The organism is Stenotrophomonas sp. STEN054 (assembly GCF_056854535.1).
Window position 1 is genome coordinate 22,021 of record NZ_JBXFWG010000021.1, and the last position, 22,322, is coordinate 44,342.

Below are 22,322 nucleotides of genomic sequence, written 5' to 3' on the forward strand. Positions count from 1 at the left end.
ACGCGTGCTCAGCCGCCACGGCGGTCAAGCTTGTGGATGGGGCCGGTCCACCACCACAGCGCGGCCAGCGACAGCGGCACCAGCGCGGCGACGAGGATGAAGATCGGGGCGTAGGAATGCCGGGTCAGCACCGGCACCAGCCAGGTGGTGATCAGCGTGCCGGCCACTGCAGCCAGGCCACCGAGGCCGGCGAGGGTGCCGACCGATCGGCCATCGAACAGATCACCCGGCAGGGTCTGGATGTTGCCGATGGCGACCTGGAAACCGAACAGCACCGCGGCAATCGCCAGCACGGCAAACAACGGCTGGTTGGCCAGCACCGCGCCCAGCAGGGCAGGGGCCATGATCACGCAGCCCAGGGTGATGGACAGCTTGCGTGCACGGTCCACGCTCTGCCCGCCGCGGATCAGACGCCCGGACAGCCAGCCGCCACTGAGGCTGCCGAACATCGCGCCCACGAACGGCACCCAGGCGAACAGACCGATCTGCTTGATGTCGAAGCCGAAGGTTTCGGCCAGGTAGATCGGCAGCCAGGACACGAACAGCCACCAGATCGGGTCCAGCAGGAAGCGGCAGGCGAGCATGCCCCAGCTCTGCCGGTGGGCCAGCAGCGAACGCACGCTCACCTTGGGCGCGGCGGCATCCTGCTGCCCGGCCTGGTCTTCCATGATCAGGCGGCGCTCGGCATCGCTCACCCACGGGTGCTTGTCCGGGCCGGCGCGGTAGACGAACAGCCACGGCAGCAGCCACAGGAAGCCGATGGCACCGACCAGCACGAAGGTGCCGCGCCAGCCCAGCCACAGGTACAGGCCGGCGATGGCCGGTGCGGACACGATGGCGCCGATCGACGCGCCGGCGTTGAACACGCCCTGCGCCAGTGCGCGTTCACGCGCCGGGAACCACTCGGCATTGGCCTTCACCGCGCCCGGCCAGGCACCGGCTTCGCTGATGCCGAGCATCGCCCGCACCAGGCTGAAGGACAGCATCGAATGGGTGACCGAATGCAGGGCGATGGAGATCGACCACACGCTGATCGACAGGGCGAAGCCCAGGCGCGTGCCGATCATGTCGAACAGGCGGCCGAACAGGAACTGGCCGGCGGCATAGAACAGCATGAACACGGTCACCAGCAGCGCGTAGTCATCCTTGGTCGCGCCTACCTCCTTGGCGATTTCCGGCCACATCACCGCCAGTGCATTGCGGTCGATGTAGTTGATGACCGTGGCCACGGCGATCAGGCCGACGATCAGCCAGCGTACGGCCGAGCGCACCGGCACCTTGCGCAGTTGGCCCACCACCGCAGGGCCGTTCATTTCGCGTCACCCTTGCTGCGGTCCATGCGCGCGTGGCTGCCGCTCCATCGGTAGGCGTGGCCATCGACGGTCACGCTGTGCTCGCCCTTGGCGCTGCTGTCATCGGCCACGCCCAGGGCGATGCGTGCGCCGCTGGCCAGGCGCAGCTCGATCACCTCGGCATCGCTGCCGCGGGTGCGCACGATGTCCTTGATGCGGCTGTCGGCGCCGTGCACGTACTCGGCGGTGCCGTTGTACTCGCCATGCGGCTCCAGCACGCTGAAGAAGGTGACGTCCTTCTGGCCTTCCACGCGCTGCAGCAGGGCCGGCTCGCGGCGCAGGTTGAATTCGGGATCGTTGGCACCGCTTTCCACCAGCAGCGCCTGCGCGGGCGCGCTGCTGCCGAAGCGATAGGTGTAGAAGCGGCCATCGAGCAGCCAGGCCAGCGTGCGCGGCTCGCTGCCGGGCTTGCTGCGTGCATCCAGCCACAGGTGCTGGTAGCCGTTGTCCTTGCCCAGCACCGGGCGCTGGCTGGTGAAGTGCTCGGCCTCGAAACCGGTGGTGACGATGTGGCCGTTGAAATGCAGCGGCAGGTCGTAGCGCGCGGCCTTGTCACCGTGCACCTGCAGCAGGTCCAGCACCACCGGCAGGCCCAGTTCTGGGTGGCGCAGCAGCGCCTGGGTGCGGGTGAACACCACGCCGGGGTAGGCGTCGCGCATGGTCGCCGAGGCGATCTGGGTATCGGTGTCGGCCTGGAAGAAGCGCACCTGCGGCGCATGCTCCTCGCCGCGCTTCCAGTCACCCTTGAAGTGGCTCTGCTCGTCCACCACCAGGGTGTTGTGGGCCACGGTCTGCTTGGCCCAGCTGCGGTTCTCGGCCAGGTAGATGCCGCCGCGCTTGGCTTCCACGTTGAGGAAGCGCGCCGCGCCGTAGTCGGTCACCACGGCCTTGCCGTTGTCGTAGAACAGCCAGTTGAGCTTGTCGAAGTGGCCGTGGCCCATGCCCTGCATGGTGTCCTTCTGCACCAGCGCCTGGCCGTCCTCGCCGTTCATGCGCAGGATCGCCAGGCCGCCGCGGTCACCGTCGGGGCCATCACGCAGCAGCATCGGTCTGTAATCGAAGGGTTTGGCCTTGTTGGCCGCCAGCGCCTGCGCCACCTGCAGGCCTTCGGGCGAGAGCAGCAGGCGTTTCTGCTGCTGGGCCACCGACAGCAGGTGGTCATCGCCGGTGCGCGCATAGGCGATGCCGATGCCGGCCACCAGCTCCTCGGTATCGATGCCCTTGTCGAGGATCGCATCGTTGATCGGGAAAAACAGGCCGTCGTAGCTGGTCTGCACCAGCACATCCACGGCCTTCAGCAACACGCCGTCGCGGCGCGCGAAGACCTTCCGCTGCGGCTCGTTGCGTTCGATGGCGTTGGCGAACAGCAGGAACGGCGCCAGCGCATAGCGCTGGTAGTACGGGCCTTCCTCGTAATAGCCATCGGGCGAGAACAGCAGGTCGATCTGCCGCATGAAGCCGAACTGATCGTCCTTCTGGCTGCCGCGCAGGGATTTCTCCACCAGCTCCTGGTCGCGCAGCACGTAGCCGGTCATGCCGGTGGCGGCCACCGCCCAGGTCGCGTGGTTGTGGATCTGGTCGTAGTTCTTCGGCTCGCTGATCAGGAATTCGGCCATCGGCCGGAACAGCTGCGACTCGATGGTCTGCCGGTCCTGCGCGGACAGCGCGTCGCGGATCGCGTCGTAGCCCTGGATGGCGTTGACCAGCCACACCGAATCGTTGAGCACCTGCCAGAACACGCGGCCGGGAATCTGCCCGCGGCCTTCCGGGTGCGCGCCCAGCGTCGGGTAGAGCTTGGCGTACTGCAGCAGCATGTCGCGCGAGTACGTGACATAGGCTTTGTCGCCGGTCAGCCGGTACAGCGTGCCGGCCGCCAGCAGCGCCTGGTAATTGCGCTTGTGCTGTTCATGGGTGCGGCCGCCGCCCTTGTCCTTGGGCACCGGCACGTCGATGCCGGCCTTCATCATCTTCTTCAGCGATGCCTCGGTGCGCGCCTGTTCCTTGGCGAACCACGGGTAGCGGCTGCCTTCGCTGGCCATCTGCTGCCACTGCGCAGCGGTCACCAGCACCGGCGCAGTGTCGGCCTGGCGCGCGGCGGCGGCCGGGGCCGCCAGCAGCGGTGCGGCCGGCAGCAGGGCAAAGGGGACGGCCAGGGCCAGGGAAACAAACAGCGGCTGCAACCTCATCGATCAACTCCGGTGCTGGTGCGGGACAGGGCAACCTCGCCCACCTTGGGATACCAGTCCACCCCCGTGGCCTCGCGCGCGGTCATCGCCAGCGCCGGATCGGCACCGGTGGCGGGCAGGGCAGGGGTGGGCGTCCACAGGCCGCTGGCGGCCTGCTGCAGGGTCACGCTGCGGCTTTCGACGCCGCTGGGAAACACGGCGCTTGCCTGCGGCGACTGCACATTGCCGCTGAAGGCGATGCCGGCCAGCGAACTGGCGGCGGTGGGCGGGTTCCTGCTGGTGCGGTTGACGATCAGGTTGGCGCTGAAGCGGCTGCTGCTGGCGGCCACGTCGATGCCCTTGGCCGCGTCGTGGCCGACGCCGAAGCTGATCTTCGCCACATCCACGAACGTGTTGCGGCTGAGGGTGGCGTTGACCACCGGCGCATAGCCGGACAGCGGCGGATCGGCCTGCGCGTCCATGATTGCCAGTGCCGAGCGGTTGCTGGAACCGGCCAGGCGCTCGAAGTAGTTGTTGCTGACGGTCTGGTCGGCGTTGATGATGCGCACGCCGCCGGTACCGGCCTTGTCGTCGCCGAGGAAGACATTGTCGAGCACCCGGTTGCCGTTGCCGTGGCGCAGGGTCAGCGCGCCGGCCGAGCGATAGAAGACGTTGCTGCGGTAGGTGTTGCCACCGGACTTGTTGGAGACGATCTCGGTCTCGCCGTCGCAGCCTTCAAACCAGTTGTTTTCCACGGTGCTGTTGGAATCGCTCAGCGAGGTATCGCTGGTGCCGACGCGGATCGTTTCGCCGCCGTTGACGCCGAGCAGCGGGCGCGGCCCGAACCAGTTGTGGTCGATGCGGTGCTGGTTGTCCAGGCCCTGGGTGGCATCGCGCACCACCACCACGGTCGGACCGGCATTCGTCTTGCCGCGCAGCTGGCTGTGGTCGAGGCGGTTGTGGCTGCCGTACAGCGACACCCAGTAGTCCTGGTCGCTGGCATCGGGGTTGGTGTAGTCGTCGATGACCAGGCCGGTCACCCGGCTGTGGCTGGCCACCGCCTTGCTCGATTCGCGGAACGCGACGACGGCATCGCCGGGCGTGTAGCCATCGCGGAACACCAGATTGGAAACCTGCAGGTAGCTGCCGGCCAGGCGCAGGTCCGAGCGCCCGCTGAGGATCACCTTGCCCGGGGTCTGTGCGCGCAGGGTGATCGGCGCGGCCTCGGTGCCCTGGCCCTTCAACAGCAGGCGGGTGTCGGTCCAGGTGCCGTCGGCCAGCACGATTTCATCGCCGGCCGTCAGGGCGGCGGCGGCGATGGTGAACTCGGCGGCATCGTGGACCAGCCAGCTGGCGGCCTGTGCCGACGAAGTGGTCAGACAAATTGCCAGACCAGTAGCGAGGAATGATCCAGGAAACGGGTTGGACTGGCGGTACGAAGTCGATTCGGTGCGCATGAAGTCCTTCCAGGGACGGCCGGGCCGTCGTTCGGGGTGGGTGTGCATACCAATTGCGGAATCTGTTGTAAGCCAGCTTTCGCGCAAAGTCATGCTGCATCAGCACATTCAATGACAGCCAATTGGTATGAAACAAAGGTATTAATAGAAATCCAGTCCAGTTGGTTGACATTTCGGTGTCTGCATGTCGAAGCTGCGTCCACGCCTGCCAACCAGGCGATCCTTTGGGAGGAGGAAACCATGCGGCAATCTGCCGGAGCTGTACGCACCATCACGCTGTCACCCACGCCCCTCGTCGTGGCTTTGCTTGCCGCGCTGGCCGCCGCTCCGCTGGCGCAGGCGCAGTCCACCAGCGGCAGTGCCGGGCAGGACGCCACCACGCTGGACCAGGTGCAGGTCACCGGCATCCGCGAATCGATGCAGAGTTCGATCAACAAGAAGCGCGACGACACGGTCATCGCCGACGTGCTCTCGGCAGACGACATCGGCGACCTGCCGGCACCGTCCCTGGCCGATGCGATCGAAACGCTGACCGGCGCCGCCTCGACCCGCGACAAGACCGGTGCCTCGGAGATTTCCATCCGCGGCCTCGGCGCTTTCCTCAGCAGCACCAATTTCAACGGCCGTGAGATCACCAACGGCAGCGGCGACCGCTCGGTGAACTTCAACATGTTCCCGGCCGAGCTGATCAATACGGTGGCCATCTACAAGACCCAGCGCGCCGACATCATCGAAGGTGGCGTGGCCGGCACCATCGGCCTGGAAACGGTGAAGCCGCTGGAATACGGCAAGCGCTCGGTGCAGTTCGACCTGCGCGGCAGCTGGGCCGAGTATGACAAGAAGTACCGCGATGACGATGGCATCGGCTACCGCGGCACCGCCAGCTACATCGACCAGTTCGAGTTCGGCGACGGCCAGAAGCTGGGTGTCTCGCTGGGCTTCCAGCGCCTGGACGGCACCGACCCGGAAGAGAGCATCACCAGCGGTTCCACCTGGTACGCCTGCGATGGCAACCAGAACGTGGCCAACGCCAACTGCTCCGAAGTGGGCGCGCAGGCCATCGCCAACGGTGCGCCGTACTATCTGGTGCCCAGCAGCCGCATCTACCGCCTGAAGCAGGAACGCAACGACCGCCAGAGCGAGTTCGCCGCGGTGCAGTGGCGGCCCAATGATGTGGTCGAAGTGAACGTCGACTTCGAGCACACCCAGCGCAACTGGTATGAAAACCGCAGCGACCTGAGCCTGTCCAACGCGCGCCGTGGCATCACCCAGCGCGAGGTGGACGAAAACGGCATCGTCCGCCACCTGCATGGCAGTACCTCGATCGATTCCACCTCCAACCGCTACTGGCGCGGCGAGGAATACACCGGTGGCGGCCTGAACCTGATCGTGCGGCCGAGCCCGGCCTGGGAACTGTCCACCGATCTGTCCTACTCGCATACCAACCGCCTGGACAGCGAGCGCATGACCCGCCTGCGGGCCAACCAGCGTGACATCAACAATGCCATCGTGCCGGGCATCAGCAGCGGCACCACCGGTTATGTCGACTACGACTGGGACTGGCATGGCGAAGTGCCGAGCGTGGCCCTGGCGCCGAACTTTGATGTGCAGAACTGGGATGTGTACTCCGGTGCAGCCCGCGTCACCTCCAGCGCCACCGAGAACGACCACAAGATCAAGGCCGGCCGCTTCGACGCCAGCTTCATGCCAGAGTCGGGCTTCTTTACCCGCATCAAGGGCGGCGTGCGCGCCAGCCAGGCCGACTACAGCCTGCGTGACAACACCCTGGTGACCGACTACGACCAGCGCGTGGCCGCCGACAAGGCGAAGATCATCGCTGCCAACCAGGCCTGCCGCGCACCGTTCCCGCAGAGCGATTTCATGGATGCCGCCAGCGGCAACACGATCTCCTCGTGGTCCTACTTCGATCCGGACTGCCTGTACCAATCCTTCCGTGGCAGCCTCGACAGCGGCCTGGATCCGGACTTCCAGGATCCCAACAACGTCGACATCACCGAGAAGACCCGCGCGCTGTACCTGCTGGGCGAGTTCAGCAGCAGTCTGTTCGGGCTGCCGGTGACCGGCAACGTCGGCCTGCGCTGGGTCAAGACCGACGTCCGTTCGGAAGGCGTGCGCACCGACCTGCAGATCGAGGACAACGGCGACGGCACGATCCGCCTGCAGCCGACCGGTGACTACACCACCCAGGTGTTCAAGGCCGGCAATGACAAGCTGCTGCCCAGCCTGAACGCGGCCTTCGAGCTGCGTCCGGACGTGCTGCTGCGCGTCGGTGCCTACCGCGCCATGTCGCGCCCGGACATCGCGGCGCTCGGTGCCGGCCGCACCATCAATGTCAGCAGCGATGCCACCTACGGCAACCTGGCCGATGCGCTGGACGACATCAGTGCCAGCGGCAACCCAGCGGCGCAGCCGCTGATGTCCTGGAACGGCGACCTGTCGCTGGAGTGGTACCCGAACCCGGACACCATGCTGGCCGGCGCGGTGTACTGGAAGCAGTTCAACGGCGGCACCGCCACCGCGCTGGTGCCGGAGACCTACACGATCAACGGGCAGACGGTGACCGTGCCGGTGCGCCAGCAGGTCACCACCGACGATGACAGCACCCTGACCGGCCTGGAGCTGAGCGTCACCCATCGCCTGTCCTACCTGCCCAAGCCGTTCGATGGGCTGGGCTTCAAGGTCAGCTACAACTACGCCGATGCCGACTACGAGACCCAGGATTCGCGACTGGGCGAGCAGCTGGCCGCCGATGGCAGCGTCATCCCGGCCATCGTGCCGCCGGCCGGCCTCAGCGGTTTCTCGCGGCACGTGCTGTCCGGTTCGATCTACTGGGACGTGGGCCGCTTCAACATCCAGGCCATCGGCAAGTTCCGCTCGCACTACTACCAGGACTTCACCGGCAACACCGCGCAGCAGAACCGCTACTACGACGACAACACCAGCGTCGACCTGCGCATGCGCTACAAGGTCAACAAGCAGCTGTCGCTGTCGCTGGAGCTGATGAACCTGACCAACGAACCGCGCGTGGCGTACCAGCCGCTTTACGGCAATTTCCGTGAAGTGGTGACCTACGGGCGGCGTGCGTATTTCGGTGTACGATACAAGTTCTGAACAGGGCGGCGCGGCCAGTGGTCGCGCCGTCGCTCCATCCGGACCCGCACCGCGCACGGTGGCCCGGGACGGGCCCGGAGGGAACCGCCAAGGGTCAGCCGCATGTCCGCCAACCGCCTCTACCAGACCATCGCCGCCAAGCTCCGCAAGCTGATCGAGGACGGCGAATTTCCGCCGGGCTCGCGCCTGCCGGGCGAGCGTGAGCTGGCCGAACGTTTCGGCGTCAGCCGGGTGACCGTGCGTGAAGCCGAGATCGCCCTGGAAGCCCAGGGCTGGATCGCCATCCGCATTGGCTCGGGCGTGTACGTGAAGCCACGCCCGACGCAGGCCTCCGGTGGCCTGCCCGATGTCAGCGCCTTCGACCTGACCGCCGCCCGCGCGGTGTTCGAGGCCGAGGCCGCGGCGCTGGCTGCCAGCAACATCGACGAGGCCGGCATCGCCGAACTGCAGGTGCTGGCCCAGGCGCTGTGCCGCCGCGACCTGACCGATGAGGAGGCCGGCGACTTCGACCGCCGCTTCCACCTGACCATCGCGCGCCTGTCCGGCAACCCGGTGGTGGAGTACTTCATCCAGCAGATCTGGCGCATGCGCAGCGATCTGCCGCGGGTGGCCGAGGTCTACGCGCGGGTCTGCCACGACGACGGTGCCAGCCGCGCCGACGAGCACATGGCGATCTTCGAGGCGCTGCGCAGCCGCGACCCGGTGGCCGCGCGCAATGCCATGCGTTACCACTTCCAGCGCCTGTTCGAGGCGATGCTGGAAGCGACCGAGAGCCAGGCGCTGGAAGAAATCCGCCGGCGCACCCAGCAGGACCGCGAGCGCTTCCTGGCCACCACGCGCATCTAAGGGTTTCCAGCCAACGGCGCAGCCCCTCGTGGGTCGGTCGCTTGATGCATCGGGGTCTGTGTGCTGGGTCGGGCGGTTTGGGTTCGCGGGACACGCCGTAAACCCGTCCATGGGGGCTCGATGGCGCCTTCCATGGCGCCAACGGTCCCGCGAACCCAAACCGCCCGCCCCCCGATAGTTTCCGTGCGCGTCCAGCCCACGGAAAAGAAATGAAGAGCAAAAGCAAAAGCCGGTCGCTGCGCTCGCGTGGTTGGATCCCTTTCCGCAGGAAAAGGATCCGACCCCTCTCTATATATGTATCGACATCCACATCTGCTCTTGCTCCTGCTCTGCTCTGGCACTTGCCATCCGTCACCACGGAACCTGGCAGGGGTGGGGCGGTGTGGGGTTGTGGGACCGCAGGCGCCATGGATGGCGCCTACGAGCTCCCATGGATGGGTTCACGGCGTGTCCCGCAACCCCACACCGCCCCGCCAAAACCGAAAGAACCCAGAGCCGACGAACCAATGCTCTGCGCTCCCAGCCCTGGCTGTAGAAACGCGGCGCCGGCCGCAGGCCGGCCAAACACAGACCCCGCTGCGCTGCGGCACGACCTGCGACCGACCGATCTGGGATAATGGACGCTCTTGTTTATCCTGCTGCCGGACCGGTCATGACCCAGAAGACGCTGCTCAACGATACCCACCGCGCCCTCGGCGCCAAGATGGTCGATTTCGGGGGTTGGGACATGCCCATCCACTACGGCTCGCAGCTGGACGAACACCACCTGGTGCGCCGCGAAGCCGGCGTCTTCGACGTGAGCCACATGACCGTGGTCGACCTGCGCGGCGAGCAGGTCAAGCCGTTCCTGCGCCGCCTGCTGGCCAACTCCATCGACAAGCTGAAGGTGCCGGGCAAGGCGCTGTACTCGTGCATGCTGAATCCGGCCGGCGGCGTCATCGACGACCTGATCGTCTACTACCTGGCCGATGATTTCTTCCGCATGGTGGTCAACGCCTCCACCCGCGAGAAGGACCTGGCCTGGCTGCGCGAACAGGCGGCACCGTTCGGCGTCAGCGTCGAGCAGCGCCCGGACCTGGCCATCCTTGCCGTGCAGGGCCCGCAGGCGCGCGACAGCGTGGTCGGCCTGGTCGGCGGCAGCGATCGCGACGCGCTGGCCAAGCTCGGCCGCTTCGCTGCCCTGCAGGTCAAGGCGGGCGACGGCGTTGAACTGTTCGTCGCCCGCACCGGCTACACCGGCGAAGACGGCTTCGAGATCCTGCTGCCCCAGGACGCCGTGGTCGCCTTCTGGAACCGCCTGCTGGCGGCGGGGGTGAAGCCGGCCGGCCTCGGCGCGCGCGACACCCTGCGCCTGGAAGCCGGTATGAACCTGTATGGCCAGGACATGGACGAAGCGATCAGCCCGTACGAAGCGGCGCTGGCCTGGACCGTGTCGCTGGACGAAGGCCGTGACTTCATTGGCCGCGACGTGCTCGAGGCGCAGAAGGCCGCCGGCAACGCGCGCCAGATGATCGGCCTGGTGATGGACGAGAAGGGCGTGCTGCGCCATGGCCAGGTGGTGACCACCGCCGGCGGACAGGGCGAAATCCTGTCCGGCACCTTCTCGCCGAGCCTGGCCAAGGGCATCGCGTTCGCCCGCGTGCCGGCGGGTGAACTCGGCCAGGTCACCGTCGATATCCGCGGCCGGCAGGTGCCGGTGCGCGTGGTCAAGTTCCCGTTCGTCCGCGAAGGCCAGGCCCAGCCCGGCGTGCTCGCCGACGCCTGATCCGAACGTGCCGGCCGTCACTGACAGCAGTGGCGGTCGGTTGGTTACACTAGCCCCGTTTTTTCCACCCCCTGCAAAACCTGGAGCAGTTCCCATGAGCGAGATCCCCGGCGACCTCAAGTTCCTCAAGTCCCACGAGTGGGCCCGCGTCGAAGGCAATGGCCGCGTCACCGTCGGCATTTCCGACCATGCCCAGGGCCTGCTGGGTGACCTGGTCTACGTCGAGCTGCCCGAAGTCGGCGCCGAGGCCAAGGCGGGCGAGCAGATCGCCGTCGTCGAGTCGGTCAAGGCCGCCTCGGACGTCTACAGCCCGGTCAGCGGCACGATCGTCGAGGTCAACTCGGCGCTGTCGGACAAGCCGGAAACCATCAACGAAGATGCCTACGGCGAAGGCTGGATGTACGTGGTCGAGCTGACCAGCTCCGACGAGCTCAATGAGCTGCTGGATCCGGACGCGTACGCCGAAGCCCTGGAAAACGAAGACCACTGAGTCCGCGCTTCCCGCTTCCAGAACGGCCACCTTCGGGTGGCCGTTTTCGTTCCCGCCTCCGTCGTCGACTCATGCCATCGGGTTCGCGGCACACCTTCGGCGTGGCATCAGGCGGCATCGAACGGCGCGATCAGGCGTGCGCAGTTTTGCGCAAATCCGCCTTTCCGTCCCGCGATTGCGCGTTCGGATGTGAAAACTTTTACCTCCCATTGCAGACCCGTTGTGGTGCGGCGGATGTGCGCGTTGACGTGTGCCGGACGACGTGGTGCATGGCGCGGCATCTGTTGTCGCCTATCAACGCAGAGTGCTTATTTCAAGCGCTTTTTATTCAGCAGGTGCGATCACGTGTTGCCGCGCGTGGCGTTGGCGGTGCGCGACGCAGGGCCGGGAAGGTGCCGTGTGGTGGCGGTGCCGGCGGCGTTCGGATGGACGCGGATGTGAAATTTTTTCGCGGGGGTTGTTGACAGTAAAAAAAACGGTGATTAGGTTTCGCCTCAGCAGACCTTGCCTGCCAAACCGAGTGCGCCGAATCAATCGTCCGATGCGAAGCAGCCCCTTCAAGACCACCGCGATTCTGCCGACGGTGGGCATGGCCCCGCTTCCCCCGGAGAAACGCAAGGCATCTCCTGTTCCGATGCCCGCTCCGCCGATCGAGGCGGGCATTGCCGCATCCGTAACGGCGCGCCTGACGCGCCGGCGGTCCCCGCACGCAGCAACCGCGGGTTTGATCCACCTGGGCGTTTCAACTCCCTATCACTGACGAGGAGCCATCCCATGGCAACCAAGAAAGCTGCGAAGAAAAAGCCTGCCGCCAAGAAAGCGGTGAAGAAGGTCGCTAAGAAGGCCACTGCCAAGAAGGCAGTGAAGAAGGTCGCGAAGAAGGCGACTGCCAAGAAGGCGACCGCCAAGAAGGCCGTCAAGAAGGTTGCCAAGAAGGCAACTGCGAAGAAGGCCACTGCAAAGAAGGCGGCAAAGAAGGTCGCCAAGAAGCCGGCTAAGAAGACCGCGAAGAAGGCCGTCAAGAAGGTTGCGAAGAAGGCAACTGCGAAGAAGGCCACTGCGAAGAAGGCGGCAAAGAAGGTCGCCAGGAAGCCGGCAAAGAAGACCGCGAAGAAGGTCGCCAAGAAGGCGACTGCCCGGAAGGCTACTGCCAAGAAGGCAGTGAAGAAGACTGCGAAGAAGGCCACCAAGAAGGCTGCCCCGAAGAAGGCTGCCAAGACGGTTGCCAAGCGCAAGCCGGCCGCTCGCAAGAAGAAGGCCGCTCCGGTCGCTCTGCCGGCAACCCCGGCGCCGCTGATCTAAGTACTTCCCGATAGCCGTACCCTGAAACCCCCTTCCCTGGCTGCCCAGCGGGGAGGGGGTTTTTTTTATGGGCGACCGTGGTCGGGCTTACCCGTGGGGTACCGGCGGGAACCGCTCCACCAGGAAATCCACGAAGCTGCGCAGGCGGGTGGAGCGGTAGCGATCGTGGGCGTACACCACGTGCATGGGCCGACCCGCCTGGCCGTGCTGCGGGAACAGCTGCACCAGCCGCCCGGCGGCCACGTCCGCGGCCAGCAGCAGGGTCGACTGCAGCACGATGCCCAGCCCATGCAGCGCCGCCGCACGCAGCGCTTCGCCGTTGTTGATCTGCAGGCGCGCAGCGGCGATACGCTCGAGGCCGCCGGCCTCGTCCTGCAGCCACTGCGCGAGCGCGCGGGGTTCGAACGAGAGGCACTGGTGCGACGCCAGTTCGGCGAGCGTGCGAGGCGTGCCGTGGCGGGCGAGGTAGGCCGGCGCGGCACACATCATCAACCGGTAGGGCGTCAGTGGGCGTGCCACCCGTGCATCGCTGTCAGCCAGGCTGCCGATGCGCAGTGCGGCTTCGAAACCTTCCTCGGCCAGGTCGACCACGCGGTCGCTCAGGCTCGCCTCCACCCGCACCTGCGGATGGCGTTGCATGTAGTCGGCCAGGGCCGGCACCAGTGCGTGCGTGCCGAAGATCACCGGTGCGCTGATGCGCAGCGTGCCGGCCGGCGCCATCTGCTGGTGGGCGGCCTGCGCATCGGTCTCTTCCACCAGCCGCAGGATGTCCCGGCAGCGGGCGTAGTAGTCCTCGCCGAACGGCGTCATGTGCTGGCGGCGCGTGGTGCGGCTCAGCAGCAGCATGCCCAGACGCGCTTCCAGTGCACGCAGGTGCTTGCCAGCCATCGTCGCCGAGATGTCCATCGCCGCGGCCGCAGCGCTGAGGCTGCCCTTGTCCACGATCAGCACGTAGACCTGCATGCTCTCCAGCAGGTTCATCTGACACTCCGGGTGTTGAATGCTGAAACCTGCGCGGAGTTTATCAATCAGGGGTGATCAAAGAGCATGCGCTGCACGGGCCGGATGTGCCGGCCACGCATGACGGAGAACACCATGGATTTGAGTCTTGAAGGACGTACCGCACTGGTGACCGGCGCGGGCAGCGGCATTGGCGCGGCGGTTGCGCGGCAGCTGGCGACGCTCGGCGTACGCATCGCGATCAGCGCGCGACGGTTGGAGCCGCTGCGGTCGCTGGCGGCGGAGATCGCAGCCAGCGGTGCAGCCGCGCCGCTGATCCTGCCGGGTGACCTCACCGACGCCGCGCAGCTGGCGCGCATCGCCGCCGGGGCGCAGGACGGGCTGCAGCGCGTGGACATCCTGGTCAACACGGCGGGTGGCTCGCGGCCGACGTCTGTCGACGCCGCTGACGACGTATGGGACGAAGCGATGGCACTGAACTTCTCCGCGTCGCGACGGCTGACCCAGGCGCTGTTGCCCGGCATGCAGGTGCAGGGCTGGGGGCGGGTGATCAACTTCAGCGGCTCGATGGAACCGCGTGCGGTGAATGCCGCCACGGCGGCGAAGGCCGCGCTGCACCTGTGGAGCAAGGGCCTGTCATCGGAGGTGGCGGCGCAGGGCGTGACGGTCAACACAATCGCGCCGGGGCGGATCAACAGCGCGCAGATCCTCGGCCGGTTGCATCCCACCGAGGAAAGCCGACGCGCCTTCATCGACCGCAACATTCCGATCGGGCGCTTCGGCGAACCGGAGGAGGTCGCGCCGCTGGTGGCGTTCCTGGCGTCGCCAGCGGCGGGCTACATCACCGGCGCGGTGATCCCGGTGGACGGCGGCATGCACTATTTCGCGCACTGAGCCTGCGTGTGCTTCACCGCCGTGGGTAGAGTCGACTGCCAGTCGACCCTACCAATCACCGGCAGACTGCCGCACTCAGCGCGGCGAGGCCACTGCGCGGTTGCCCGAGGCGCCCTTGCCCTTGCGCTTGTCCTGCTGCGCCGGGGTCGCGCCTTCGGCCATCAGGCTGTCGCTGCCGAAATCGGTATCCACGTCCAGCCAGCGCTGCGCCGGCAGGCCCAGTGCCGAATCGAGCACCGTCGGCAGCAGGCCGCTGGGCAGGCCGCTCTCGCCGTTCCAGAGGATGGCGATGCCGAGGTCACGTTCGGGCACCAGTGCGACCAGGCCGCGGTAACCCTGCACCGCACCGGCATGGAAGACCACGTCGTGGCCGGCGTAATCGAAGGTGCGCCAGCCCAGCGCGTAGCCGGCCGAGTGCAGGCGCTCACGGCGCCAGCCCGAGCGCATCTCGCCCGGGGTGTTGATCAGGCTCGAATGCAGGGTGGCCAGCAGCGGCGCTGGCAGCACGTCGGGGCGATGTCCGGTGTGCGCCAGCAGCCACTGCGCCATGTCGCTGGCACTGGCGTTGACGCCGGCGGCCGGGGCAACGCGGTAGTAGGTCGGCTTCGGCGTCAGCGACACCCAGCCATTGCGGCTGCGCACGTGCGGACGCGCCCAGCGCGAGCTGGCCTGGATGCCGGCCAGGCCGAGGCTGGCATCGTTCATGCCCAGCGGCTTGAAGATGCGGCGTTCGACCGATTGTTCGTAGAAGCTGCCCGAGGCGGCATAGACCACGTCGCCGATCAGGCTGAAGGCCACGTTCTGGTAGGCGTAGCAGTCGCCCGGCAGGCACTTGAGGCTGGTGTTGGCCAGCTTCTGGGTCAGCGAGTAGTACTCGGCATTGCCTTCGATGTCGCGGTCGTAGGCGTTGTAGGGCAGGCCGACGCGGTGGCTGAGCACATCGGCCACGGTCAGGCGGTCGGTGGCTTCGGGCGAGTTGAGGCGGAAGCCCGGCACGTAGTCGGTCACCTTGCTGTCCCAGCGCAGCGTGCCGTCGTTGACCAGCAGGCCAGCCATGGTGCCGGCAAAGGCCTTGGACAGCGACGCCAGGCGGAACACGGTGTGCGCGTCGACCGGCAGCGGATTGTTGACGTCGGTGACGCCGTAGCCGCGCGCGCTGAGCACGCGGCCGCCCTGCACGATGGCCACGGCCATGCCCGGCACGCGCTCGCCGTAGGTGAGCTGCTGCGCCATCGATTCGATATGGGCGACGTTGAAGCCGGCGGCAGGCAGCTGCACCTGCGGCACCAGGCCGGTGCGGTAGGCCGCCGGCTGGGTGTGGGCGACGCCCGGACCCGCGGCGGTTTCGATGTTGGTCGGCATCGGCGGCAGGGCCGGCGGTGTCTGCGCGGTGGTGGACAAGGCCACGGGCATCAACATGCCCAGCAAACCGGTGGTCGCCGCCCGGACCGGGCGACGCAGGTTGTTCATTTTCATCGGTTGGACCCGTGCGCGACTGCTGTCTGTGATTCTAGCGCCGCTTTTCGCCTGTGCACAAACAAAGCGAAGATGAATGCGCATCTGATTGAAAAAGTTGGATTTTTGATGCCCGGCGACGTGATCTGGATGCGCCCGCGGACGCCCTCCGCATGAGCCCGCCTGCGGACATCGCGCACGGCCTGCTGGCGATGTTGCAGTGCATTGTCTAACGTACGCGCTTCACTGCCCCCGGAGCCTGTCATGCCGCCATCCAACTGCCGCGTCCCGGCCGGGGCCACCGCGTGAGCGCGGCCGCGGGCAAGGGGCCGCTGCGTGGGCTCGTGGCGGCGCTGCGCGAATCGCCGGCGTTGTGGTGGTCGTTCCTGTATTTCTTCTGCCTGCTCAGCGGCTACTACGTGCTGCGCCCGGTGCGCGAGGCGATGGCGGCCTCCTCCGACCTGGAGACGCTGTTCCCGCCGCTGCTGATCGGCTGGTTCGGCAGCCATGGCATCGCCCTGAAGGACTTCGTCCTGCAGTTCCTGTTCACCTGCGTGTTCCTGATCATGCTGGTGCTGCAGCCGGTCTACGGCTGGCTGGTCAGCCGCTTCCCGCGGCGGGTGTTCCTGCCGGTTGTTTATGGCTTCTTCATCGCCACCCTGCTGGTGTTCTACGTACTGTTCGACAGCGGCGTGCCGGGGCGGGGCATGGCCTTCTTCCTCTGGGTGATGGTCTTCAACCTGTTTGCGGTGGCCGTGTTCTGGAGCTTCATGGCCGATGTCTTCAGCAACGTGCAGGCACGCGCGTACTACGGCTACATCGGCGCGGCCGGCACGGTCGGTGCCTTTCTCGGCCCGGTCCTCACCAGCGCGCTGGTGCAGCGCGTGGGCATCGCCAACCTGATGCTGGTCTCGGCCGGCTTCCTGGTGGTCTGCCTGTTCTGCATCTGGCGGCTGCGGCACTGGGCGGTGCTGCGCGAGCGCGAGCAGCAGTTGGTGTCCGGCGAAAAGCCGATGGGCGGCAGCGTGCTCGACGGCCTCAAGCTGATCGTGCGCGAGCCGCTGCTGCGCTGGCTGGCGATCCTGGTGGTGTTCGGCGTGGGCGTGGGCACGATGCTGTACAACCAGCAGGCGAGCATCGTGCGGGCGGCCTTCAGCGACCCGGCGGCCAGCACGGCGTTCTTCTCGCGTATCGACCTCGCGGTGAACGCGCTGACCCTGCTGCTGCAGCTCAGCCTGACCCGCTGGCTGCTGTCGCGCCACGGCATCGCGCCGGCGCTGCTGATTCCCGCCTTCGCCATCCTGCTCGGCTTCTCGGTGCTGGCGGCGTCGCCGCTGCCGATGATGGTGGCGGTGGTGCAGGTGCTGACCCGGGCCAGCGAGTTCTCGCTGTTCAAGCCGGCCCGCGAGACCATCTACACCCGCGTGGGCCGCCAGTGGCGCTACAAGGCCGGCGCAGCCATCGACACCGTGGTCTACCGCGGCGCCGACCTGAGCTTCACCTGGGTGCACAAGGGGCTGTCGCTGTTCGGCTCGCATGTGGTGTTCGCCGGCGGCATGCTGGTGGCGGCGTGCATGACCCTGGCCGCGTTCGGCGTGCTGCGCGAAGAGAAGAAGCTGCTGCGCGACCGCTGAGCCGCGCGGGGTTGGATCCCTCTCCCACGGAGAGGACTCCGACCCCATCACCCCATCAACCTGCCCAAGGAACCCTGCATGTACTGGATCGCACTTGCCCTGACCCTGCTGGTCGCATTGCTGCACGTCTACTTCCTCGTGCTGGAAATGTTCCTGTGGACCCGCCCGCTGGGCCTGAAGACGTTCCGCAACACGCCGGAGAAGGCCGAGATCACCCGCGTGCTGGCGGCCAACCAGGGCCTGTACAACGGCTTCCTCGCCGCCGGCCTGTTCTGGGGCCTGTTCGACCACCTGCCGATGCTGGTGAATTTCTCGCTGGGCTGCGTGATCGTGGCCGGCTGCTACGGCGCGTGGAGCGTCAACAAGCGGATCTTCTTCATCCAGGCAGTGCCGGCCGTGCTGGCGGTGGTGGCCTGGTGGTTCGTGCCGGCCTGATTGCCGGTCGGCGCTGCGCGCATCCACCCATGGGGTGGCTCTACTGCGGTGGTAGTGCCACGCCATGCGTGGCTCCAAGGCGGCGGTGGTAGTGCCACGCCATGCGTGGCTCCAAGGCGGCGGTGGTAGTGCCACGCCATGCGTGGCTTCGCACCATGCAAACAAAAACGGCGGGCCGAGGCCCGCCGTTTCTGTATGCGCATGACGCAGGCGATCACGCTGCCTGCGAATGCGGGTCCTTGTGCTGGCGGTCGTAGTAGCTGGCCGCGCGCAGTTCGTGGGTGTCGAAGTCGTCCACGGTGATGGTGTCCAGGGTCAGCGTGCGCAGTTCTTCCAGCAGGCTGCGTTCGTCCTGGGTGATCACGCCTTCGGCCACGGCCTCGTCCAGCTGCGCCTTGAAGTCCAGCGCCTCGATGCCCTTGCTCTTCAGCGCCTTCAGGAACTTGCGCTCCACCGGCTCGGCCATGATCGCCTTGCTCAGGTAGCTGTTGATGCGGCCACCCGGGTTGTTCTCACACGGGGTCAGGAACACGCCACTGGCCAGGCGGTCGCGGGCTTCGTTCGGGGCCATCAGCAGGGCGGCGACACGACGGCTCAGGCGGTCACCCGGGGCTTCGGCACGACGGCCCAGCGGGAAGATCAGCGCCCACATCAGCCAGCCGATCGGACGGATCGGGAAGTTGCGCAGGGCCGCCGACAGCGACTCTTCGATCTTGTGCACGCTGTCATGGAAGGCCCACGCCAGCAGCGGCTGGTCGGCCTGCGGCGCGCCTTCGTCGTGGTAGCGCTTGAGCATGGCACTGGTCATGTAGACGTGGCTCAGCACGTCGCCCAGGCGACCGGACAGCGATTCCTTGAACTTCAGCTTGCCGCCGAGGGTCATCATCGAGATGTCGGCCATCAGCGCCAGGTTGGCCGAGTAGCGGTCCAGCTTGCGGAAGTAGCGGCGGGTGTAGGCATCGCCCGGGGCGGCACCGAAGCGCGCACCGGTCAGGCCGAACCAGAACGAACGCACGGCATTGGAGATGCCATAGCGGATGTGGCCGAACAGGCTGCGGTCGAAGTCCTGCAGGCCGGCACGGGTGTCCGGATCCTGCGCGGCCTTCATTTCCTTCAGCACCCACGGGTGGCAGAGGATCGCACCCTGGCCGAAGATCAGCAGGCTGCGGGTCATGATGTTGGCGCCTTCCACGGTGATCGCGATCGGCGCGGCCTGCCAGCTGCGGCCGGCGAAGTTGCGCGGCCCGAGGATGATGCCCTTGCCGCCGATGACGTCCATCACGTCCGAAATCACTTCACGGCTCATGCTGGTGCAGTGGTACTTGGCGATGGCCGACGGCACCGACGGCACATCGCCACGGTCGACTGCCGCCGCAGTGGCCTGCGACAGCGCGCTGATCTTGTAGGCCTTGCCGCCGATGCGGGCCAGCGCTTCTTCCACGCCTTCGAAGCGGCCGACCGACAGGCCGAACTGCTTGCGGATGCGCGCGTAGGCACCGGTGACCGCTGCACCGGCCTTGGCACCGCCGCTGGCGGTGGAGGGCAGGGTGATCGAGCGGCCCACGGCCAGGCACTCGTTGAGCATGTTCCAGCCCTTGCCGGCCATCGCGGCACCACCGATCAGCTGGGTCAGCGGGATGAACACGTCCTTGCCCTTGATCGGACCGTTCTGGAAGGTCGAGTTCAGCGGGAAGTGGCGACGACCGATCTCCACGCCGGCGGTATCGCGCGGCAGCAGGCCCAGGGTGATGCCGATGTCGCGGGTCTCACCGATCAGGCCATCGGGATCGTACATGCGGAAGGCCAGGCCGATCAGCGAGGCGACCGGGGCCAGGGTGATGTAGCGCTTGTCGAAGGTCAGCTTGACGCCGAGCACCTGCTCGCCGTTCCACTCGCCCTTGCAGACGATGCCGTAATCGGGAATCGAGGTGGCGTCGGAACCGGCAAACGGACCGGTCAGGCCGAAGCAGGGCACTTCGCGGCCATCGGCCAGGCGCGGCAGGTACTGGTCCTTCTGTTCCTGGGTGCCGTAATGCACCAGCAGTTCACCCGGGCCCAGCGAGTTCGGCACGCCGACGGTGGAGCTGACCACCGACGAGACCGAGGCCAGCTTCTGGATGACCTTGTGGTGGGCCAGCGCGGAGAAGCCGAGGCCGCCGTATTCCTTCGGGATGATCATGCCGAAGAACTTGTTCTTCTTGATGAAGGCCCACAGTTCCGGCGGCAGGTCGGCATGGACGTGGGTGATTTCCCAGTCGTTGACCATCGTGCACAGCTCTTCGACCGGGCCATCGAGGAAGGCCTGTTCTTCAGCGGTCAGCTGCGGCTTTGGGTAGTTCAGCAGGATGTTCCAGTCCGGATCACCGGTGAACAGCTCGCCTTCGAAACCGACCGAGCCGGTTTCCAGCGCAATGCGTTCGGTCTGCGACAGCGGCGGCAGCACCTTGCGGAACACCTTCATCATCGGGCCGGTCAGCAGCGGCTTGCGGATGAACGGCAGCAGCAGCGGCACGGCGATCACCGCCAGCACGGCGGCAGCAACGATCGTGGCGGTCTGGTTGACGTATGGCACGAACCAGCAGATGGCCAGCAGGGCCAGGCTGATCAGCGTCCAGGTCAGCAGGCGCATGCGGTGGTAGGCGACGAACGCGCCTGCCAGCAGCAGGGCGAGGAAGGGAAGAACGATGCTCATGAGCGTGCTCCGGTGACGTGCTCGTTTGTGGCGGACGAAGCTGCAGCATCCGCTGCGGGCAACACGTCCAGATAGTCCAACACAGTAGCGGTAAAGGCGTCGTTGTCATCACCGGCGACCATGTGTGTGGCCTGCGGCAACTGTACGTGGCGTGCGTGCGGCGCCAATGCGAGGAATTCGGCGACAGTCTGCGGCGTGACCAGGTCGCTGCGGCCACCACTGACCAGCAGCAGCGGGCACTTCACATGTCGTGCGGCTTCGGCCAGCGCATCCTGATGCTGTTCGCTGTCGCGGGCCAGTTCGGCCACCAGGCGTGGATCCCAGTGCCAGCGCCAGCGGCCGTGGCCATCCTCGCGCAGCAGCGCACGCAGCGACTGCTCGGATTTGCGCGGGCGGTGCGGCAGGTAGGCGGAGATCACGTCCGCGGCCTGGGCCAGCGAGGCGAAGCCATCGGGATGGGCGGTCATGAAGGCGAGGATGCGCTCGACGCCGGCGGTGTCCCAGCGCGGGGTGATGTCGACCAGCACCATCGCCGAGAACAGGCCCGGCCAGCGCGATTCGGCAAGCAGGCCGAACAGCCCGCCCATCGAGGCGGCAACCAGAACCGGCGGGCGCGGCTGCTCGCCGGCCAGCACGATCAGGTCATCGGCGAACTGTTCGCCGTGGTAGGGCAGGTCGGCGGCGTTCCAGTCCGAATCGCCATGGCCGCGAGCATCGTAGGCCAGCGTCTGCAGGCCGACGGCAGACAGCGCCCGTGCGGTGGTATTCCACGCATGCCGGGTCTGGCCGAAGCCATGGGCGAACAGCACGCGGCCGCGGCGACCGTGGTCGCTGGCCGTGGCCGCCAGATGGGCGCCATGGGCCGCCTCCAGACGCAGGTCGTGGAACGCGGCGGGAGTAGGGGATGTAACCATACTCGCTAGTATGGATGGCTGGTGACGGAAGTCAATACCATGCAGTATGGTGCGCTGCGGAAGGCGCCATCGCCCGCCCCGCGACGGTTTCGGCCGCAACGGCGTACTGCAACGAACCCCGCCGTATGGTTAAATCACCCCATGAATCAACCTGACGCTTCTGCCGGCGAACCGCGTGCCGGCCGCAACAGCCGCCTCAGTGCCGAAGACTGGGCACAGGCGGCCCTCGATCTGATCGCTGAACAAGGCGTGGGCGCGGTCGCGGTGGAGCCGCTGGCGCGCCGCCTGGGCGTGACCAAGGGCAGCTTCTACTGGCACTTCCCTTCGCGCGATGCACTGCTGCAGGCCGCGCTTGAACGCTGGGAACTGTTCGAACAGGAGCAGGTCTTCGGCAGCCTCGAAGACGTGCCCGATCCGCGTGCGCGCCTGCGCCAGCTGTTCCAGATGGTGGCGCACGAAGTGCAGCCGCACATCATCTACAGCGAGCTGCTGAAGGCGCTGGACCACCCGATGGTGCGGCCGGTGATCGACCGGGTCTCGCAGCGGCGCCTGGATTACCTGGTGGCCTCGTTCCGCCAGGCCGGGCTCAGTTCGACCGATGCACGCCATCGCGCCCGGCTGGCCTACGCGGCCTATGTCGGCTTCCTGCAGCTGTCGCTGCAGCTGCAGCAGCCGAAGCAGGCACGCGAGGATTTCGAAGCCTACGTCGAGCACCTGATCGAGACGCTGATCCCGAACGGCTGACGTTGCCTGCAGCCCACGAAGAGCCGCGATTGGATCGCGGCTTTTTTTTGTCCGACGCATCACGCGGAAAACCGGTGGTGCGGAA

Annotated in this window: 16 protein-coding genes; 9 read left to right on the forward strand and 7 right to left on the reverse strand. The window is 66.8% G+C overall.

The window, feature by feature from the left end:
* Positions 1–8 precede the first annotated feature (8 nt).
* The 3 genes from AC1VXD_RS10500 to AC1VXD_RS10510 are packed head-to-tail and all read right to left on the reverse strand — an operon-like array spanning position 9 to position 4,974.
* Complete coding sequence (locus AC1VXD_RS10500; protein ID WP_482992016.1) at positions 9–1,313, reverse strand: MFS transporter; 1,305 nt, start codon at positions 1,311–1,313, stop codon at positions 9–11.
* Positions 1,310–3,538, reverse strand: a complete 2,229-nt coding sequence (locus tag AC1VXD_RS10505) for an oligoalginate lyase (protein WP_482992017.1) — start codon at positions 3,536–3,538, stop codon at positions 1,310–1,312. The genes AC1VXD_RS10500 and AC1VXD_RS10505 overlap by 4 nt, the downstream gene beginning before the upstream one ends.
* On the reverse strand, positions 3,535–4,974 hold the full coding sequence (locus AC1VXD_RS10510; protein WP_482992018.1) for a polysaccharide lyase 6 family protein: 1,440 nt from the start codon (positions 4,972–4,974) through the stop codon (positions 3,535–3,537). Before AC1VXD_RS10510 ends, AC1VXD_RS10505 begins: the two co-directional genes overlap by 4 nt.
* 240 nt (positions 4,975–5,214) lie before the next feature.
* Between AC1VXD_RS10510 and AC1VXD_RS10515 the strand changes: the two genes are divergently transcribed.
* The 5 genes from AC1VXD_RS10515 to AC1VXD_RS10535 all read left to right on the forward strand — a co-directional run bounded on the left by AC1VXD_RS10515 (position 5,215) and on the right by AC1VXD_RS10535 (position 12,509).
* A complete protein-coding gene (locus AC1VXD_RS10515; RefSeq protein ID WP_482992019.1) occupies positions 5,215–8,106 on the forward strand; it encodes a TonB-dependent receptor in 2,892 nt (963 codons plus the stop codon).
* A gap of 102 nt (positions 8,107–8,208) precedes the next feature.
* Positions 8,209–8,952, forward strand: coding sequence for a FadR/GntR family transcriptional regulator (locus AC1VXD_RS10520; RefSeq protein ID WP_108769676.1), 744 nt, complete (start codon positions 8,209–8,211; stop codon positions 8,950–8,952).
* A gap of 652 nt (positions 8,953–9,604) precedes the next feature.
* Positions 9,605–10,717 (forward strand): glycine cleavage system aminomethyltransferase GcvT, encoded by a 1,113-nt coding sequence (gene gcvT, locus AC1VXD_RS10525; protein ID WP_482992020.1) that lies wholly within the window; start codon positions 9,605–9,607, stop codon positions 10,715–10,717.
* Between the two features lie 94 nt (positions 10,718–10,811).
* On the forward strand, positions 10,812–11,207 hold the full coding sequence (gcvH, locus tag AC1VXD_RS10530) for a glycine cleavage system protein GcvH (RefSeq protein WP_482992021.1): 396 nt from the start codon (positions 10,812–10,814) through the stop codon (positions 11,205–11,207).
* 774 nt (positions 11,208–11,981) lie between these two features.
* Positions 11,982–12,509 (forward strand): hypothetical protein, encoded by a 528-nt coding sequence (locus tag AC1VXD_RS10535; RefSeq protein ID WP_482992022.1) that lies wholly within the window; start codon positions 11,982–11,984, stop codon positions 12,507–12,509.
* 87 nt (positions 12,510–12,596) lie between these two features.
* Here AC1VXD_RS10535 and AC1VXD_RS10540 read toward each other — a convergent pair whose 3' ends face one another.
* Complete coding sequence (locus AC1VXD_RS10540) at positions 12,597–13,490, reverse strand: LysR substrate-binding domain-containing protein (protein ID WP_482992023.1); 894 nt, start codon at positions 13,488–13,490, stop codon at positions 12,597–12,599.
* Positions 13,491–13,604: 114 nt separating this feature from the next.
* Here AC1VXD_RS10540 and AC1VXD_RS10545 point away from each other — a divergent pair, with 114 nt between their 5' ends.
* Positions 13,605–14,363: an SDR family oxidoreductase gene (locus tag AC1VXD_RS10545; RefSeq protein WP_482992024.1), complete on the forward strand. Its 759-nt coding sequence runs from the start codon at positions 13,605–13,607 to the stop codon at positions 14,361–14,363.
* 75 nt (positions 14,364–14,438) lie between these two features.
* Here AC1VXD_RS10545 and AC1VXD_RS10550 read toward each other — a convergent pair whose 3' ends face one another.
* Positions 14,439–15,839 (reverse strand): serine hydrolase domain-containing protein, encoded by a 1,401-nt coding sequence (locus AC1VXD_RS10550; RefSeq protein ID WP_116864699.1) that lies wholly within the window; start codon positions 15,837–15,839, stop codon positions 14,439–14,441.
* A gap of 284 nt (positions 15,840–16,123) precedes the next feature.
* Here AC1VXD_RS10550 and AC1VXD_RS10555 point away from each other — a divergent pair, with 284 nt between their 5' ends.
* A complete protein-coding gene (locus tag AC1VXD_RS10555) occupies positions 16,124–17,452 on the forward strand; it encodes an NTP/NDP exchange transporter (protein WP_482992025.1) in 1,329 nt (442 codons plus the stop codon).
* 78 nt (positions 17,453–17,530) lie between these two features.
* Positions 17,531–17,887, forward strand: coding sequence for a DUF1304 domain-containing protein (locus tag AC1VXD_RS10560; protein WP_482992026.1), 357 nt, complete (start codon positions 17,531–17,533; stop codon positions 17,885–17,887).
* 214 nt (positions 17,888–18,101) lie between these two features.
* Here AC1VXD_RS10560 and AC1VXD_RS10565 read toward each other — a convergent pair whose 3' ends face one another.
* Both AC1VXD_RS10565 and AC1VXD_RS10570 read right to left on the reverse strand, forming a co-directional pair.
* On the reverse strand, positions 18,102–20,579 hold the full coding sequence (locus AC1VXD_RS10565; RefSeq protein ID WP_482992027.1) for an acyl-CoA dehydrogenase: 2,478 nt from the start codon (positions 20,577–20,579) through the stop codon (positions 18,102–18,104).
* The gene (locus AC1VXD_RS10570) at positions 20,576–21,493 is read right to left on the reverse strand and encodes an alpha/beta fold hydrolase (protein ID WP_482992028.1); all 918 of its coding nucleotides are present in this window, start codon (positions 21,491–21,493) and stop codon (positions 20,576–20,578) included. The genes AC1VXD_RS10565 and AC1VXD_RS10570 overlap by 4 nt, the downstream gene beginning before the upstream one ends.
* Positions 21,494–21,634: 141 nt before the next feature.
* On the opposite strand from AC1VXD_RS10570, the gene AC1VXD_RS10575 reads away from it, so the two are divergent.
* Positions 21,635–22,237 (forward strand): TetR/AcrR family transcriptional regulator, encoded by a 603-nt coding sequence (locus tag AC1VXD_RS10575; RefSeq protein ID WP_079222832.1) that lies wholly within the window; start codon positions 21,635–21,637, stop codon positions 22,235–22,237.
* Positions 22,238–22,322 lie beyond the last annotated feature (85 nt).

What these genes read in the sequence shown, in the direction of transcription:
- AC1VXD_RS10500 (WP_482992016.1), bottom strand. Translation starts at nt 1,313, where the DNA reads ATGAACGGCCCTGCGGTGGTGGGCCAACTGCGCAAGGTGCCGGTGCGC.
- AC1VXD_RS10570 (WP_482992028.1), bottom strand. Translation starts at nt 21,493, where the DNA reads ATGGTTACATCCCCTACTCCCGCCGCGTTCCACGACCTGCGTCTGGAG.
- AC1VXD_RS10575 (WP_079222832.1), top strand. Translation starts at nt 21,635, where the DNA reads ATGAATCAACCTGACGCTTCTGCCGGCGAACCGCGTGCCGGCCGCAAC.
- AC1VXD_RS10560 (WP_482992026.1), top strand. Translation starts at nt 17,531, where the DNA reads ATGTACTGGATCGCACTTGCCCTGACCCTGCTGGTCGCATTGCTGCAC.
- AC1VXD_RS10550 (WP_116864699.1), bottom strand. Translation starts at nt 15,839, where the DNA reads ATGAAAATGAACAACCTGCGTCGCCCGGTCCGGGCGGCGACCACCGGT.
- AC1VXD_RS10515 (WP_482992019.1), top strand. Translation starts at nt 5,215, where the DNA reads ATGCGGCAATCTGCCGGAGCTGTACGCACCATCACGCTGTCACCCACG.
- AC1VXD_RS10535 (WP_482992022.1), top strand. Translation starts at nt 11,982, where the DNA reads ATGGCAACCAAGAAAGCTGCGAAGAAAAAGCCTGCCGCCAAGAAAGCG.
- gcvT (WP_482992020.1), top strand. Translation starts at nt 9,605, where the DNA reads ATGACCCAGAAGACGCTGCTCAACGATACCCACCGCGCCCTCGGCGCC.
- AC1VXD_RS10540 (WP_482992023.1), bottom strand. Translation starts at nt 13,490, where the DNA reads ATGAACCTGCTGGAGAGCATGCAGGTCTACGTGCTGATCGTGGACAAG.
- AC1VXD_RS10545 (WP_482992024.1), top strand. Translation starts at nt 13,605, where the DNA reads ATGGATTTGAGTCTTGAAGGACGTACCGCACTGGTGACCGGCGCGGGC.
- AC1VXD_RS10510 (WP_482992018.1), bottom strand. Translation starts at nt 4,974, where the DNA reads ATGCGCACCGAATCGACTTCGTACCGCCAGTCCAACCCGTTTCCTGGA.
- AC1VXD_RS10565 (WP_482992027.1), bottom strand. Translation starts at nt 20,579, where the DNA reads ATGAGCATCGTTCTTCCCTTCCTCGCCCTGCTGCTGGCAGGCGCGTTC.
- AC1VXD_RS10505 (WP_482992017.1), bottom strand. Translation starts at nt 3,538, where the DNA reads ATGAGGTTGCAGCCGCTGTTTGTTTCCCTGGCCCTGGCCGTCCCCTTT.
- gcvH (WP_482992021.1), top strand. Translation starts at nt 10,812, where the DNA reads ATGAGCGAGATCCCCGGCGACCTCAAGTTCCTCAAGTCCCACGAGTGG.
- AC1VXD_RS10520 (WP_108769676.1), top strand. Translation starts at nt 8,209, where the DNA reads ATGTCCGCCAACCGCCTCTACCAGACCATCGCCGCCAAGCTCCGCAAG.